The sequence below is a fragment of the Pseudotabrizicola alkalilacus genome, from assembly GCF_003443995.1.
Taxonomy (GTDB): domain Bacteria; phylum Pseudomonadota; class Alphaproteobacteria; order Rhodobacterales; family Rhodobacteraceae; genus Pseudotabrizicola; species Pseudotabrizicola alkalilacus.
In genome coordinates, this window is sequence record NZ_QWEY01000005.1 from 241,318 (window position 1) to 255,535 (window position 14,218).

Annotated in this window: 15 protein-coding genes; 4 read left to right on the plus strand and 11 right to left on the minus strand. The window is 62.2% G+C overall.

Translation table 11 applies throughout. The features are described 5' to 3' along the window. Positions 1 to 26 precede the first annotated feature (26 nt). The 4 genes from D1012_RS11390 to D1012_RS11405 all read right to left on the minus strand — a co-directional run bounded on the left by D1012_RS11390 (position 27) and on the right by D1012_RS11405 (position 5,624). Positions 27 to 542 (minus strand): chemotaxis protein CheD, encoded by a 516-nt coding sequence (locus D1012_RS11390; RefSeq protein WP_118152233.1) that lies wholly within the window; start codon positions 540 to 542, stop codon positions 27 to 29. Further along, complete coding sequence (locus D1012_RS23225; RefSeq protein ID WP_118152235.1) at positions 542 to 1,216, minus strand: CheB methylesterase domain-containing protein; 675 nt, start codon at positions 1,214 to 1,216, stop codon at positions 542 to 544. The genes D1012_RS11390 and D1012_RS23225 overlap by 1 nt, the downstream gene beginning before the upstream one ends. Next, positions 1,185 to 4,127: a methyl-accepting chemotaxis protein gene (locus tag D1012_RS11400; RefSeq protein ID WP_118152237.1), complete on the minus strand. Its 2,943-nt coding sequence runs from the start codon at positions 4,125 to 4,127 to the stop codon at positions 1,185 to 1,187. The genes D1012_RS23225 and D1012_RS11400 overlap by 32 nt, the downstream gene beginning before the upstream one ends. Positions 4,128 to 4,400: 273 nt before the next feature. Then, on the minus strand, positions 4,401 to 5,624 hold the full coding sequence (locus D1012_RS11405; protein ID WP_118152239.1) for an acyl-CoA dehydrogenase: 1,224 nt from the start codon (positions 5,622 to 5,624) through the stop codon (positions 4,401 to 4,403). Between the two features lie 233 nt (positions 5,625 to 5,857). Here D1012_RS11405 and D1012_RS11410 point away from each other — a divergent pair, with 233 nt between their 5' ends. The 3 genes from D1012_RS11410 (at position 5,858) to D1012_RS11420 (ending at position 8,390) form a co-directional block, all read left to right on the plus strand. Then, positions 5,858 to 6,742 (plus strand): LysR family transcriptional regulator, encoded by an 885-nt coding sequence (locus tag D1012_RS11410; protein WP_118152241.1) that lies wholly within the window; start codon positions 5,858 to 5,860, stop codon positions 6,740 to 6,742. Between the two features lie 107 nt (positions 6,743 to 6,849). Further along, the gene (locus D1012_RS11415; RefSeq protein WP_118152243.1) at positions 6,850 to 7,761 is read left to right on the plus strand and encodes a ring-cleaving dioxygenase; all 912 of its coding nucleotides are present in this window, start codon (positions 6,850 to 6,852) and stop codon (positions 7,759 to 7,761) included. Beyond that, positions 7,758 to 8,390 carry an alpha/beta hydrolase gene (locus tag D1012_RS11420; RefSeq protein ID WP_118152245.1) on the plus strand — a complete coding sequence of 211 codons (633 nt, stop codon included), beginning with the start codon at positions 7,758 to 7,760 and terminating at the stop codon, positions 8,388 to 8,390. Before D1012_RS11415 ends, D1012_RS11420 begins: the two co-directional genes overlap by 4 nt. 21 nt (positions 8,391 to 8,411) lie before the next feature. Here the strand turns inward: D1012_RS11420 and hemP are convergent, their stop codons facing one another. Then, entirely contained in the window at positions 8,412 to 8,570 is a 159-nt protein-coding gene (gene hemP, locus D1012_RS11425; RefSeq protein WP_118152248.1) for a hemin uptake protein HemP, read from the minus strand. Then, positions 8,567 to 8,698, minus strand: coding sequence for a hypothetical protein (locus D1012_RS23165; protein ID WP_267897828.1), 132 nt, complete (start codon positions 8,696 to 8,698; stop codon positions 8,567 to 8,569). Before D1012_RS23165 ends, hemP begins: the two co-directional genes overlap by 4 nt. A 197-nt stretch (positions 8,699 to 8,895) precedes the next feature. On the opposite strand from D1012_RS23165, the gene cysE reads away from it, so the two are divergent. Next, positions 8,896 to 9,699 carry a serine O-acetyltransferase gene (cysE, locus tag D1012_RS11430; RefSeq protein ID WP_118152250.1) on the plus strand — a complete coding sequence of 268 codons (804 nt, stop codon included), beginning with the start codon at positions 8,896 to 8,898 and terminating at the stop codon, positions 9,697 to 9,699. A 75-nt stretch (positions 9,700 to 9,774) separates the two neighbouring features. Here cysE and D1012_RS11435 read toward each other — a convergent pair whose 3' ends face one another. The 5 genes from D1012_RS11435 to D1012_RS11455 form a co-directional block, all read right to left on the minus strand. Next, on the minus strand, positions 9,775 to 11,073 hold the full coding sequence (locus tag D1012_RS11435; protein ID WP_118152252.1) for a pyruvate dehydrogenase complex dihydrolipoamide acetyltransferase: 1,299 nt from the start codon (positions 11,071 to 11,073) through the stop codon (positions 9,775 to 9,777). Then, positions 11,073 to 11,327 (minus strand): hypothetical protein, encoded by a 255-nt coding sequence (locus D1012_RS11440; protein ID WP_118152254.1) that lies wholly within the window; start codon positions 11,325 to 11,327, stop codon positions 11,073 to 11,075. Before D1012_RS11440 ends, D1012_RS11435 begins: the two co-directional genes overlap by 1 nt. An 8-nt stretch (positions 11,328 to 11,335) precedes the next feature. Then, positions 11,336 to 12,715, minus strand: coding sequence for a pyruvate dehydrogenase complex E1 component subunit beta (locus tag D1012_RS11445; protein WP_118152256.1), 1,380 nt, complete (start codon positions 12,713 to 12,715; stop codon positions 11,336 to 11,338). A gap of 14 nt (positions 12,716 to 12,729) precedes the next feature. Next, positions 12,730 to 13,719, minus strand: coding sequence for a pyruvate dehydrogenase (acetyl-transferring) E1 component subunit alpha (gene pdhA / locus D1012_RS11450; RefSeq protein WP_118152358.1), 990 nt, complete (start codon positions 13,717 to 13,719; stop codon positions 12,730 to 12,732). 188 nt (positions 13,720 to 13,907) lie between these two features. After that, entirely contained in the window at positions 13,908 to 14,210 is a 303-nt protein-coding gene (locus D1012_RS11455; protein ID WP_118152258.1) for an FtsB family cell division protein, read from the minus strand. Positions 14,211 to 14,218: the final 8 nt, after the last annotated feature.

The window sequence follows — 14,218 nt, forward strand, 5'->3', positions numbered from 1 at the left end:
AAGGCGGAGGGCAATGTGATCGCGCATCAGAACAATACGATCTCGCTGCGCGGGGGAGGCTTGACACAAACCTCTCTGACCGCCGCCGCAGGCAGTTTCATTTGCTGAACTTGGCCGGATACCGGCCAAACCCGGATTTTCCGACCATGATCCCCACCGAGACTACCGCCCAGATTGCGGATGCCCTCGCGTTGCAGGAACTCTTCTGCAAAACGACCGTTTGCGGCACCAATGTCAGTCAGGCCCGGAACCATCCGGCCCCCTCCGAACAATTTGCCCTCCAGTCGTTCTCGACGCGCACCGGCCCGGATCAGGCTGTTGATCAAAAGCTCCATGGCGTTGAGGCCGTACTTCATGGCATTGCGGTCACTTGGATCATTTCCGGGAAGCAGGAAATGATTCAGCCCTCCGATGCCTGCGACCGGGTCGCGCAGAAACGCTGCCACACACGATCCCAGGATGGTGGAGAGAACGTCCTGCGGATCGGAGGAAATGAGATGCTCGCCCTGAATGACGATTTTCAGACGCTCGCCACTTTGCATCAGTCAGTCCGCCTGCGATTGAAATCTTGCGACGTTGGATCTGCGGCCCGCAACAAGGCCGCAGCAATCAACCTGAGCGGCAGGATCTGCGCCGCAGCGCCCAGCTCGCGGGCGGCGCGTGGCATGCCATAGACGACGGAACTTGCCTCATCCTGCGCAATGGTATGTCCACCCGCGCGGCGGATTTGCAGCAAGCCTTCAGCTCCGTCGCGCCCCATTCCGGTCAGCAAGGCGGCGACCGGTGCGGGGCGCAGCAATGCTGCGGACAGAAACAATTGATCAACAGCGGGCCGGTGCCCTTGGACCAGTGGCGCGTCAATCAGCCGGAGTGCGAGAGCCGTCTGTGCAAACAGGGCAAGATGAAGGTCACCCGCGGGGGCCACATGGATGCGGCCCGGCCGCGCAAGCTGCCGATCCTGCGCCAATACCACTTCAGCGGCACAGGCGCGGTTCAGACCGCTGACAAAGCTTTCGACAAATCCGGGACGCATGTGCTGAACCACAAAAGTTGGTGGGCAGTCTGAGGGAAACTCGGAAAGCAGGGTATGAAGCGCCTCTACGCCGCCGGTGGATGCCCCAATCACAATGACCCGACCGGTGCCGCTCCGAGAGTCTTCTCCGTTCGCGTGCGTTTTTGTCTGATCAGGCGGCACGGAATGCGCCCCCCCGTGCATCTTTCAGGTTGAAACCGGCCAGAAGGGCCGAGAGCTCGTCGGCTTCCTGCTTGAGCAGAACGCTTGCGGCTGTTGACTCCTCGACCATGACAGCATTCTGCTGGGTTACCTTGTCAAGAACGGCAACCCCGGCATTGATTTCGGCCAGACTGTTGGACTGATCCTGAGCGGCCTGAGAAATATCCTGAACGATGCTGCTGATTTCGGCGACGTCAGAAACGATGGCCTCTACCGCGCGACCGCTTTGGCTGACAAGGTCCGCGCCGGTTCCGACCTGGGTTTCCGAGGTCGAAATCAGGGTCTTGATCTCTTTTGCGGCCTCGGACGAGCGCTGTGCCAAGGCTCGGACCTCGGCTGCGACCACTGCAAAGCCGCGCCCGGCTTCGCCTGCGCGTGCAGCCTCGACCCCGGCGTTGAGTGCAAGAAGATTGGTCTGAAAGGCAATGTCGTCGATAACCGAAATGATCTTGGAGATCTGATGCGAGGACTGTTCGATCGCTGCCATCGCCTCGATCGCCTGTCGCACAACGCCGCCGTTGTTGCGGGCCTCGTCATGGGCCGATCTGACCTTGCCGCCGGCTTTGAGTGTGCCTTCGGTGGCAGAGCGCACATTCGCGGTAAGGGTGTCGAGCGCCGCTGCGGTCTGCTCAAGCGTGGCGGCCTGGCTTTCCGTGCGACGTGACAGGTCGGCTGCGGCACCGGCAATGTTGCCCGCGCCATCCAGAATCGCGGCGGTGACAGCCGCCACGCGTGCCAGAGTGTCTGACAGGCTTTGGGCGGCCTGATTGCAGTTCAGGCGCAGGCTTTCGTAATCGGCCGGAAACGGCGTCATGATCTGCGCGGAAAGATCGCCGTCAGCAAGCGCCCCCAGCGCATCGCGCAGGGCTTCGACCACGTTTTGCTGTTCGGCAGAACGGATCTGCATGGCCTGTTCTGTGGCGGTGCGAAACTGAGTTTCTGCGGTTTGATCGGTACAGATTGCGACAATCCGCTGCGCCTCACCCTTGCGGTTTGTGATGATGTTCAGATTGCTGATCACAAAGCGATCGCTGCCATCGCGGGCGACGCGATGCTGGAGTTCACAGACATGGCCCTGGGCGATCACGCGGGCCAGAACCTCTTCGGCATGGGATTTTCCGGCTTTGAACAGGGTTCCGACGTGCCGGCCGATAATAGCGGCGCTGTCATAACCATAATCTGTCAGGGCCATGTCGTTCATGCTGAGGATGCGCCCGTCGAGCCCGATTTCCAGCACGGCCTGAGCCGTGTTGACAGCCGAAATGATCGCATTGCTCCGGCGCTGTTCGCGCACATTTTCCCAGACCACCACAAAGCCCGCCCGCGTTCCATTGTCATCCTCAACGGCGCTGATCGACAAGGCAAACACCTGCTCTCCGATCTGGATGTCAGAGTCCATCTGGCCGTTCGTCAGGTTTGCCAGCATGGTCATGTTGTTGTGGTGATTGCCGTGAAAGACCGAGATGTTGCGGCCAATCAGCCGATCCGGGTCCAGTCCGGCAAAGCGGGTCTGAAAATCGGCGAAATGCTCGCGAAACAGCGAGATCAGGGCATCATTGACATAAAGCAGATTTCCTTCGGCATCCGAGATCATCATGGCCGTGCTGGTGGTGGCAAATGCCTTGCCCTTGAACAGCATTTCCACGCGGTTTGCATCGGCAGCCGACTGGTCCTGCCGAAACCGTTCCAGCCCGCGGGCCAGTTCGCCAACCTCGTCCTTGCGGTCAAGAAAGCCGATCACGACAGGTTGGCGCGCCAGCATAGACAGGGTGGCCTGTGTCAGGTGCGACAGGGGGCGCGCGATCCAGCGGCCGATTGCGAGGCCCACCCCCAATGACGCAAGACCCAGTATCCCTAGGGCAAAAAGGGTGCGCAACATGGCGTCCCTGACCGGGGCTGCGACACGCGCCTCATCGAGTTCGGTCACGATGGACCAGCCCGCATCAAAGGCACCGATGGGCCGGTATGCGGCAAGAACGGAGGAGCCAGTCGCATTGGTGGTGCTTTGCATCACGCCAATCTCGCCCTGTTGTGCTGCTGTCACCTGCGGCGTCTGCGCGGGCTGGCGGCTTTGCACCATTTCTTCCCCGTTTGTGGTCCAGTAATAGCCACTGGCTCCCAGCAGGGTGAATGTATAGGTTTCACCATCCTGGCCGTCATCACTGACCAGCCCTGCCAGCAAACTTGATGGGATACGAACCGCTGCGACGCCAATCCTGCGCCCGGCGCTGTCTGCCACGGCATGGGCCAGAAAACCCGCCGGATCGCCTTTTGCGTAAGTATAGGGCGCCAGGTCTTCGAAGACCAGATGTGGCCTTGTTCCCTCCAGCGCGCGCCGGACGGCAGAGCCGAGTGGGGTGCCGGCCAGATCACCGCTGAGGGCGTTCTGGCCAAGATCGCCCTCTTTCGTGACGGTGTAGACCAGTGTTCCCTCTGCGTCGAACAGCAGCACGTCATAAAATCCGTGTTCGCGGCGCAGGTCGCGATAGAAATCGTGCACCTTTGCATGAGTCTGACCATAGGCGCTGCGATCCATGGTGTAGTCGAACGTATCGCGCGCGGTGCCATTGGCACGGTTCGGATCAATATAAGTGCGTTTCAGAAAATCTGCGGCGTCGGGGCCAGAGGCGCGCAACATGGTCGACAACTGCTGGATTGTATCCCTGGTCTGCTTGCTGCCGGCCAAGGCGGCGACGGCCCGCCCGGACGCATCAAACCAGGTGTCGACCCGTTTGGCTGCCCGTGCCGTTGCCCCTTCCATGCCGGATATGGCCTGTGTGATCAGGGCTTTTCGCATATCGGCGAGGACAAAGGCGGCATAGCTGGTCAGAAGGGTCAGAATCGACAGGACAAAAACAGCGGGAAGAAGAATCGTCAGACGCGTTCGTTTCATTCTGCACTCCAACCTGACTGCCCTCACACACCGGATCGGTGCAGAAGCCGCTAGGTGAGCAGTGTGGCGTATGGGCTCCTAATCTTCCCCTAACGTAAAAACTTCTAACGATTTTCGGTGCGGCAAGGTGCCTGGCTGTTCCGTACATTCACCAGGACGCGGCAGGGACTGCGCCACGTGCATGATTCCGGACTTGTCCGCGCAAGCCATTTTGGTGTGGCCCCTTCGGGCGCTGTGCGAGCACAGACGCCGTCCGGGAGCGAAAAGGGGAGCTTAGAAAAACGCCTGCAACCCGGTGATCGCGCGGCCCAGGATCAGCGCGTGCACGTCATGCGTGCCCTCATAGGTGTTGACCGTTTCCAGGTTCACCATGTGGCGCATGATCTGGTAATCTTCCTGAATGCCGTTGCCACCATGCATGTCGCGCGCCATCCGGGCCGCGTCCAGTGCCTTGCCGCAATTGTTGCGCTTGATGATCGAGATCATCTCGGGGGCCGCATTGGCCTGATCCAGCAGCCGCCCGACCTGCAGGCAGCCCTGTAGACCCAGGCTGATTTCCGACATCATGTTCGCCAGTTTCAGCTGAAACAGCTGGGTCTGCGCCAGCGGCTTGCCGAATTGCTTGCGGTCCAGCCCGTACTGACGGGCGGCATGCAGGCAGAATTCGGCCGAACCCATCACCCCCCAGGCAATGCCATAACGCGCGCGGTTGAGGCAGCCGAACGGACCCTTGAGCCCTTCGACATTTGGCAGCAGGGCGTCTTCGCCGACTTCGACATCTTTCAGCACAATCTCGCCGGTGATGCTGGCGCGCAAGCTGAGCTTGCCGCCGATCTTGGGGGCCGACAGGCCCTTGGTGCCTTTATCCAGCACAAAGCCCTTGATCTTGCCGCCATGCGCCTCGGATTTGGCCCAGACGACGAAGACATCGGCAATCGGGGCGTTGGAAATCCACATCTTGGCGCCGTTGAGCACGTAGCCATTGGCGGTTTTCTTTGCCACGGTTTTCATGCCCGCAGGATCGGAACCGGCATCGGGTTCGGTCAGGCCAAAGCAGCCAATCCATTCCCCGGTTGCCAGTTTCGGCAGATACTTCTGCCGCTGCGCTTCGGTGCCATAGGCATAGATCGGGTACATCACGAGTGAGGATTGCACGCTCATCATGCTGCGATAGCCGGAATCCACCCGTTCTACCTCGCGCGCAACCAGACCGTAAGCGACGTAAGACGCGCCCAGACCACCGTATTCCTCGGGGACGGTGACGCCCAGCAGGCCCATTTCGCCCATCTCACGGAAAATCTCGGGGTCGGTGGATTCATCGCGATAGGCGGCGATGACCCGCGGCTGCAGCCTTTCCTGTGCGTATGCACGGGCGGCATCGCGCAGCATGCGCTCCTCTTCGGTCAGCTGGTCATTGAGACGGAACGGGTCTTCCCAGTCGAAACGGCCCAGATCGGGGGCGTCTTTGGCTTTCAGCTTCGGGGCGTCTTGGGTCATGGTGTCCTCCGGTTCAGGTCAGTGTGCCATGGGTTGCAAAGGCGCGAAAGGTATCGCTTCGGTGCATGGCCCCGTGGTCTGCGGCATCTGTCCCGGGGGCGCTGCCCCCGGACCCCCGGAGTATTTGGGAAAGCTGCAATTGCAAGAGATCGTGCCGGGAGGGTGCGCCCCTTATTGCGCAGAGTGGGGGCGAATGCTATCGACGTCTTCTCACCAGTTCATGAGGAAAACGCATGATCGGATCGCGTCGGCTGTTGCCCTCGATGCCCGCGCTGCTGGCGCTGGAGGCGGTGGACCGGCTGGGTACCGTATCAGCCGCGGCGGCGGAGCTGTCGCTGACCCAAGGGGCGGTGAGCCGGGCGCTGCAGGGGCTGGAGGGGCAGCTGGGCGTGGTGCTGTTCATCCGCGAGCGCCAACGGCTGCGGCTGACCCCGGCGGCACAGGAATATGTGCGGCAGGTGCGGGTGCATCTGACCGGGCTGTCGCAGGCCTCGCTGCGGTTGCGGGTCAATCCGGGGGGCGGCGGGCTGTCGCTGGCGATCCTCCCGGCGTTCGGGGTGCATTGGCTGGCCCCGCGTCTGCCGGGGTTTGCACGGCAGCATCCGGGGGTGACGGTCAATCTGTCCACCCGGCTGCGCCCGTTCGATTTTGCCGCCGAAGGGTTTGATGCGGCCATCCATTTCGGCCGCGCCGACTGGCCGGGGGCGGAGCATCTGTTGCTGATGGAGGAAGAGGTGCTGCCGGTCTGTGCCCCGGCGCTGTTGCCGGACCCGATCGCGGGGGCCGAGGCGCTGCTGACGTTGCCGCTGTTGCAGCTGGAAAGCCGACCCGGTGCCTGGGGCCGCTATCTGGCGCAGCAAGGGGTGCCGGGACAGCGCCCGGCGGGGATGCTGTTCGATCAGTTTGCCACCATGACGCAGGCCGCGATCCATGGTCTGGGTGTGGCGCTGTTGCCGCTGTTTCTGATCGAGGATGCGTTGCGCGATGGCAGCCTGATCGCCGCCTGGCCGGTGCGGGGCCGGGGCTTGGGCAGTTACTATCTGGTCTGGCCGCGTGACGTGCCGCCGCGTGCGCCCTTGATCGCCTTTCGGGACTGGACCGCGGCTCAGGTGAAGTAGGGTTGGTGCGAATCTGCACAGCTGCCGTGTCCGGATCGGTCTTATCTGCAAATCTCTTTCCGCTATCTTTGCCTCAACGCCCTGCTTCGGGGCGACAGGAGGGCAAAATGACCACCATTCCCGGCATCCACCATGTCACCGCCATTTCTGGCGCACCCCAACCCAATGTCGATTTCATCACCGGAGCCCTTGGCCAGAAGCTGGTCAAGAAGACCGTCAACTTTGATGATCCCGGCACCTATCATCTGTATTACGGCGACGGCGCGGGCAGTCCCGGCACGATCCTGACCTTCTTTCCCTTTGCCGATGCGGGCCCCGGCCGGTCCGGTCCGGGTATGGCCTCGGCCTATGCCTATGCGATCCCGAGCGCCGATTTCGACCGGATCACCGATGATCTGGCTGTTCGCGGGCTGACCACGGCGGGTGCCGGGCAACGCTTTGGCGAGCGGATCGTCACGCTGCGCGACCCCGATGGTGCGCCGGTGGAACTGATCGAGAGCGCCGATGCTGCTGATACACATGGCTTTCACTCGGTGACGCTGTGGGAACGGGATCCCGAGCGGACCGTGCGGCTGCTGACCGATGTGTTCGGCTATCAGCACGCCGGGACCGAGCAGGAGGGTGCTGTGGAACGTCAGCGGCTGATCGCACCGGGGGACGCGCGCGGGCGCATTCTTGATGTGATCCGTGTCGCCGGTGCGCAACCGGGGCGGCAGGGGGCGGGTACCATTCACCATGTTGCCTTCCGCACCAGGGATGATGCCGAGCAGGTGGAGTGGATGGACCGACTGGCGCGGGCAGGGCATCGCACCACACCTGTCACCGACCGGCAGTATTTCAACGCGATCTATTTCCGCGAACCGGGCGGGGTGCTGTTTGAAATCGCCACCGATCCGCCGGGATTCTCTGTGGACGAATCTGCAGAAAGCCTGGGTCAGGCGCTGAAGCTGCCGCCGCGCTATGAGGCGATGCGCGACCGGATCGAGCGGGTTCTGCCGCCGCTGCGGGTGCGGTCATGATCGCGCGTCTGCCAAAGGGGGCAACGCGGGGGCTGGTGATGCTGCATGGGCGCGGCGGGTCTGCGGCGGACAGTCTGTCGCTGCTCGACCACGCCGCCTTGCCCGATGTGGCGGCGGTGGCCCCGGAAGCGCCGGGAAACAGCTGGTGGCCCAGCAGTTTCCTGGCACCCGCCGCGCAGATGGAGCCGTTTGTTCAGGGCGGTCTTGCCAGCGTCGCGGGCGCGGTGGCAACGCTGGAGCAAGCAGGCGTCGCCCGATCTGCGATCTGGCTTTGTGGCTTCAGTCAGGGGGCCTGTCTGGCGCTGGAGGCCTTTGCCCGGCAGGGGATCGGTCTGGCCGGGCTGTTCGCGCTTTCCGGCGGGCTGGTCGGCTCCGGGGATCATGGCAGCCCCAGCCCGGCGCTTTATGGTCATGCCGACAAGCGCCTGACCTATCCGGGGCACAGGCAGGGGCGGGTCTGGATTTCGGTTCACGAACGCGACCCGCATATTCCGCTGAAACGGGTGCAGGACAGTGCCACCGCCTTGCGCGCCCTTGGGGCGACGGTGGAGGTGCAGGTCTATCCGGGGGCGGGTCATGCGGTGATGCGCGACGATATTGCCGCGTTGCGCCGGCATCTGAACGGGTGAAAGGGGGCCGCATGGCCCCCTTCATTTTGTCAGGATCAGCTTGCCCTGCCGGGTGATGCGCAGGGAATAGACCATGCCATTCAACAGGATCCGCGCCTCGCGCCCGCCTTCGGTCAGGGCGACGGCGTCATGCAGGGGGATCGCATCGGCAATGCGGGTGATATCGGTCAGCGCGTTCATGAGCGTCCCTCCAACCGGTCAAGGATCGAGGCGAGCAGATCATTGGGCGTCAGACCGGCCAGCGACTGCCGCAGCAGTTCGGAGAAATCCGGCGCAACCGGAGCCGTTCGGGCAAGGTGAGGTGTCATGGAACTTCCTTCGGACTGGGGTCATGATCTTGGCTGGCCCGTCCGGACTGGCTGTGTGAATACCTTACAAAAATACTTTGTAATGTAAAGGCCCCTGTTGGCCGATGCCTCCGGTCCGACAACTTTTTCCAAACCGACTGTTGAACCGCCGCTCAAGCTGCTACATTCCTAATCACAATTTCCGAAAGGGTCGTGCCATGGCCGAGCGTAAACTGAAACTGTCGCCCCTTGACCCGGTCTGGAGCCGGGTCTGTGATGAGGCCGAAGCCGCGATCAAGGACGACCCGCTGCTTGGGGGGCTGATCCACTCGTCACTGTTGCATCATGCGACGATGGAACAGGCCTTGGCCTACCGCTTTTCGTTCAAGCTGGCCTCGCCCGAGATGGGCGAGCAGATCCTGCGCGAGATTGCCGATCAGGCTTACCGCGATGACCCGGATCTGGGGGCCGCCGCACGTGCCGACCTGATGGCGGTGTTCGACCGCGATCCGGCCTGCCACCGCTATCTGCAGCCGATCCTGTTCTTCAAGGGCTATCAGGCGGTGCAGGCCTACCGCATCGGTCATTGGCTCTGGACCCATGGCCGTCGTGATCTGGCGTATTTTGTGCAGATGCGGGTGAGCGAAGTCTTTGGCGTCGACATTCACCCGGCGGCAAAGGTCGGGCGCGGCATCATGATCGACCACGCCCATTCCATCGTGATCGGTGAGACGGCGGTGGTCGGCGACAATGTCTCGATGCTGCATTCGGTGACGCTGGGCGGCACCGGCAAGGAAGATGGCGATCGCCACCCCAAGATCGGCGATGGCGTGCTGATCGGCGCGGGGGCCAAGGTGCTGGGCAATATCAGCATCGGCCATTGCTCGCGCATCGCCGCCGGATCGGTGGTGCTGCAGGATGTGCCGCCGTGCAAAACCGTCGCAGGTGTGCCCGCCCGCGTGGTGGGAGAGGCCGGGTGCTCGAACCCGTCGCTTACGATGGATCAGGTGATCGGCGACTAGGCTCGCATAGATATAAGAATAGAAAACACCCCGGAAGACGCTGTCTTCCGGGGTGTTTGTTTGATGTCGCTCAGTTCAGGCCAGCATCGTCATCGGGTTTTCCAGCGCCTCGATCACCGCTTTCAGGAAAGCCGCGCCGAGTGCGCCGTCGATCACCCGGTGATCGACCGACAGGGTCATCGACATCACGGTGGCGACGCCGATGGTGCCATCCGCCTTGACCACCGGCTTTTTCACCCCGGCCCCGACGGCCAGGATCGAGCCATGCGGCGGGTTGATCACCGCGTCAAAGTTGTCGATCCCCATCATCCCGAGGTTCGAGATCGCAAAGCTGCCGCCCTGATATTCATGCGGGGCCAGCTTTTTGGTCTTGGCGCGTCCGGCCAGATCCTTCATCTCGGCCGACAGGGCAGACAGCGACTTCTTGTCGGCGTCACGCAGAACCGGCGTGAATAACCCGCCCTCGATGGCGACAGCAACGGCCACATCCGATGGCTTCAGCTTCAGGATCCGGTCGCCGGCCCAGACCGCGTTGCAATCTGGCACGGCTTGCAGCGCCTGAGCGCAGGCCTTGATGATGAAGTCATTGACCGACAGCTTTACGCCACGCGATTCAAGCGATTTGTTCAGCGTGGCGCGGAAGTCCATCAGCGCATCCAGCTGCACGTCGCGGCGCAGGTAGAAATGCGGGATGGTCTGCTTGGCTTCGGTCAGGCGGGCCGCGATGGTGCGGCGCATGCCGTCGAGTGCCACTTCGGTGAACTCGCGGTCGGCGTACATCTTCAGCACGGTTTCGGTTGACGGCCCGGTGGGCATTGCTGCCTTGGCCGGGGCGGCTGCAGGTGCAGCAGCGGCGGCTGCCGGGGCAGGGGCCGCTGCCTTTGGCGCGGCCTGCGCGCCCTCGACATCTGCCCGCACGATGCGGCCATGCGGACCGGAGCCCTGAACCGCGCTCAGATCCAAGCCTTTTTCCTTTGCGATCCGCCGCGCGAGCGGCGAGGCAAAGACCCGTGCGCCGGACGCCGCCGGAGCGGCAGCAGGTGCAGCAGCGGCCGGGGCCGCAGCCGGTGCCGCAGCCTCAGCCGGTTTTGCGGCCGCGGCGGGCGCGGCTGCGACGGCAGAGGCGTCTTCGCCCTCTTCCAGCAGCACCGCGATGGCGGCGTTCACCTTGACCCCCGCCGTGCCCTCGGCCACCAAGAGCTTGCCGATGGTGCCCTCATCCGTCGCTTCAAACTCCATCGTGGCCTTGTCGGTCTCGATCTCGGCCAGGATCTGGCCGGATTTCACCACATCGCCTTCTTTCACCAGCCATTTGGCCAGCGTGCCCTCTTCCATCGTCGGGGACAGCGCGGGCATCAGAATTTCGGTTGCCATCAATTTCCCTCCAGAAGAACGATGCGATGAAATGGCGCGCGCACAGCCAAGCCATGCTTCTTTTGGCTGATTGCTCGCTTGATCGCTTGTTGATTTTCGAGAACCCACGAAGTTCTTGATGAGCGACTGGCGTTGTCCCCAACTTCGTCATCGAGAAGCTCTGCTGGCAGGAGAGCGTCTTGCCATGTTTCATCGTCCATGAGGACACTAACGGAAGTCCCCAGATAGTTAACCGCAGAGATTGTGATCATCATTATGGGCCTCAACGGTAGCAGACAGATTTCACCGCGGCAGCGATTTCCGCCGGGGTGATCAGCGCGAATTTTTCAAGGTTCGCGGCATAGGGCATCGGCACGTCCTTGCCGGTGCAGGTGATGACCGGCGCATCCAGATAATCGAACGCGCGCTGCATGATGGTGCTGGCCATATGGTCGCCGATCGAGCCGACGGGGAAGCCTTCTTCCACCGTCACGCAACGGTTGGTCTTTTGCACGCTCGCCAGAACCGTATCGTAATCAATCGGGCGCAGGGTGCGCAGGTTGATCACCTCGGCGTTGATGCCGTCTTTGGCCAGCGCGTCTGCGGCCAGCAGCGAATGGGCTACACCGATGCCAAAGCTGACGATGGTAACGTCGCTGCCTTCGCGCATGATCGAGGCTTTGCCGAACGGCACCGTGAAATCCGGGTCGGTCGGCACATCAAAGCTGCGACCGTAGAGGATTTCATTCTCAAGGAAGATCACCGGGTTCGGGTCTCGGATCGCCGATTTCAGCAGGCCTTTGGCATCGGCTGCGGAATAGGGGATGCAGACCTTCAGCCCCGGAATCGCGGCATACCAGGCCGAGTAATCCTGGCTGTGCTGCGCGCCGACGCGGGCGGCAGCGCCGTTCGGGCCCCGGAACACCATCGGGCTGCCCATCTGGCCGCCTGACATATACAGCGTCTTGGCCGCCGAGTTGATGATGTGGTCAATCGCCTGCATGGCGAAGTTGAAGGTCATGAACTCGACAATCGGGCGCAATCCGCCCCAGCTTGCCCCGACCGCGATCCCGGCAAAACCGTGCTCGGTGATCGGCGTATCCACGACGCGCTTGGCCCCGAACTCGTCGAGCAGGCCCTGGCTGATCTTGTAGGCGCCTTGGTATTCGCCAACCTCTTCCCCCATCAGGAACACGTTGGGATCGCGGCGCATTTCCTCGGCCATCGCTTCGCGCAGAGCTTCGCGGACGGTCATGGTCTTGGTCGGACCTTCGGGCAGGTCGCTGTGCGGCCAGCCTTTGGCGGCCACCACCAGCGCGGGTGCCGGATCAGCTGCTTTTGCGGGCACCGATGCCGGGGCCTCTGCGGCGGGGGCGACGGCTTCGGCCACCTTTGGCGCGGGCGTGTCGCTGACGCTTTCGCCGTCTTCGACCATGATCGCAATCGGGGTGTTCACTTTCACCCCGGCGGTGCCCTCAGTCACCAGCAGCTTGCCGATGATCCCTTCATCGGTCGCCTCGAATTCCATCGTGGCCTTGTCGGTTTCGATCTCGGCCAGAATCTGGCCGGATTTCACCGCGTCGCCTTCTTTCACCAGCCATTTGGCCAATGTGCCCTCTTCCATCGTCGGGGAAAGCGCGGGCATCAATACTTCGGTTGCCATGTCGTGTTTCCCCCTCAGGCGTAGATGTCGGTCCAGAGTTCCTCGACCGGAGGCTCTGGGCTTTCTTTTGAGAATTCAGCAGATTCGTTGACCTGCGCCTTGATTTCTTTGTCGATGGCTTTCAGGTCGTCGTCGCTGGCAAGCCCGCCTTGCAGCAGCAGGTCGCGCACATGTTCGATGGCGTCCTTTTCCGAGCGCATTTTCTCGACCTCTTCGCGGGTGCGATACTTGGCCGGGTCCGACATCGAGTGGCCGCGATAGCGATAGGTCATCATTTCAAGGATATAGGGGCCCTGACCCGCGCGGCAGGCGGCAACCGCCTTTTCGCCGGCAGCTTTCACGGCCAGCACGTCCATGCCATCCACGGCTTCGCCCTTGATGCCATAGGCGGCACCGCGTTCCCACAGCGACGGCGATTTGGTGGAGCGTTTCACAGAGGTGCCCATGGCGTAACCGTTGTTTTCGATCACGAAAATCACCGGCAGGTTCCACAGCTCGGCCATGTTATAGGCCTCATAGACCTGGCCCTGATTGGCCGCGCCATCGCCGAAATAGGTAAAGGTCACATTGTCATTGCCCAGATACTTGTCGGCAAAGGCCAGACCCGCGCCCAGTGGCACCTGCGCGCCGACGATGCCGTGGCCGCCGTAGAAATGCTTCTCTTTCGAGAACATGTGCATCGAGCCGCCCTTGCCCTTGGAATAGCCGCCGATGCGCCCGGTCAGTTCCGCCATCACACCCTTTGGGTCCATGCCGCAGGCGAGCATATGGCCGTGGTCGCGGTAGCTGGTGACCCGTTTGTCACCCTCTTTCGCCGCAGCCTCCAGCCCGACGACGACCGCTTCCTGCCCGATATACAGATGGCAGAACCCGCCGATCAGGCCCATGCCGTATAGCTGACCGGCCTTTTCCTCGAACCGGCGGATCAAAAGCATCTCGCGGTAGTATTTCAGCAACTCTTCCTTCGAGGCATTCGGCCTCTCGGCTGGTTTCTTGGCGGCCATATGCGGCATCCTCCCGTCAGTGGCTTGGATCGTGGGGCTTGGATAGTTTAGTATTAAACCATTCATAGCCTATCGGGTTTTGTTGGGCAAAACAAAAAATCATCCCCGGATGATACGGGAAAATAGCACCTAAATGCAAAAAAAAAGCCCGCCGGATCGGCGGGCCTTGGCGCGACTGAACCGCAGGTTCAGCGGATTACGATCTCATCGGGGCGAACATAGCCCAGCACATCACGCACCCGTTCGTCCAGCAGGTCTACATCCAGATAGCGGTCAGACAAACGCGCAGTCAGGTTGCTGATCCTGCCCAGTTCTTCGTACAGACGGTCCCGCTCGACCCGCAGGGTCTCGGCCTCGGACCGTATCTGGACCTGACGGAACACACCGTAATCGCCCTGAACGGCGGCAAAGGTGAAATAGGCCCCCAGCAGGAACGCCAAAATCAGATAAAGAATGCCACCAATCGGAAGGCGGCTGGCCTGTGCCGTCATTGTCTGCC

Bases quoted from the DNA above. Each gene is read 5' to 3' on its own strand.
- D1012_RS11400 (WP_118152237.1), bottom strand. From the start codon at position 4,127: ATGAAACGAACGCGTCTGACGATTCTTCTTCCCGCTGTTTTTGTCCTG.
- D1012_RS11410 (WP_118152241.1), top strand. From the start codon at position 5,858: ATGATCGGATCGCGTCGGCTGTTGCCCTCGATGCCCGCGCTGCTGGCG.
- D1012_RS11420 (WP_118152245.1), top strand. From the start codon at position 7,758: ATGATCGCGCGTCTGCCAAAGGGGGCAACGCGGGGGCTGGTGATGCTG.
- D1012_RS11390 (WP_118152233.1), bottom strand. From the start codon at position 542: ATGCAAAGTGGCGAGCGTCTGAAAATCGTCATTCAGGGCGAGCATCTC.
- D1012_RS11435 (WP_118152252.1), bottom strand. From the start codon at position 11,073: ATGGCAACCGAAATTCTGATGCCCGCGCTGTCCCCGACGATGGAAGAG.
- hemP (WP_118152248.1), bottom strand. From the start codon at position 8,570: ATGAACGCGCTGACCGATATCACCCGCATTGCCGATGCGATCCCCCTG.
- cysE (WP_118152250.1), top strand. From the start codon at position 8,896: ATGGCCGAGCGTAAACTGAAACTGTCGCCCCTTGACCCGGTCTGGAGC.
- D1012_RS23225 (WP_118152235.1), bottom strand. From the start codon at position 1,216: ATGCACGGGGGGGCGCATTCCGTGCCGCCTGATCAGACAAAAACGCAC.
- pdhA (WP_118152358.1), bottom strand. From the start codon at position 13,719: ATGGCCGCCAAGAAACCAGCCGAGAGGCCGAATGCCTCGAAGGAAGAG.
- D1012_RS11445 (WP_118152256.1), bottom strand. From the start codon at position 12,715: ATGGCAACCGAAGTATTGATGCCCGCGCTTTCCCCGACGATGGAAGAG.
- D1012_RS11440 (WP_118152254.1), bottom strand. From the start codon at position 11,327: ATGATGATCACAATCTCTGCGGTTAACTATCTGGGGACTTCCGTTAGT.
- D1012_RS11415 (WP_118152243.1), top strand. From the start codon at position 6,850: ATGACCACCATTCCCGGCATCCACCATGTCACCGCCATTTCTGGCGCA.
- D1012_RS23165 (WP_267897828.1), bottom strand. From the start codon at position 8,698: ATGACACCTCACCTTGCCCGAACGGCTCCGGTTGCGCCGGATTTCTCC.
- D1012_RS11405 (WP_118152239.1), bottom strand. From the start codon at position 5,624: ATGACCCAAGACGCCCCGAAGCTGAAAGCCAAAGACGCCCCCGATCTG.
- D1012_RS11455 (WP_118152258.1), bottom strand. From the start codon at position 14,210: ATGACGGCACAGGCCAGCCGCCTTCCGATTGGTGGCATTCTTTATCTG.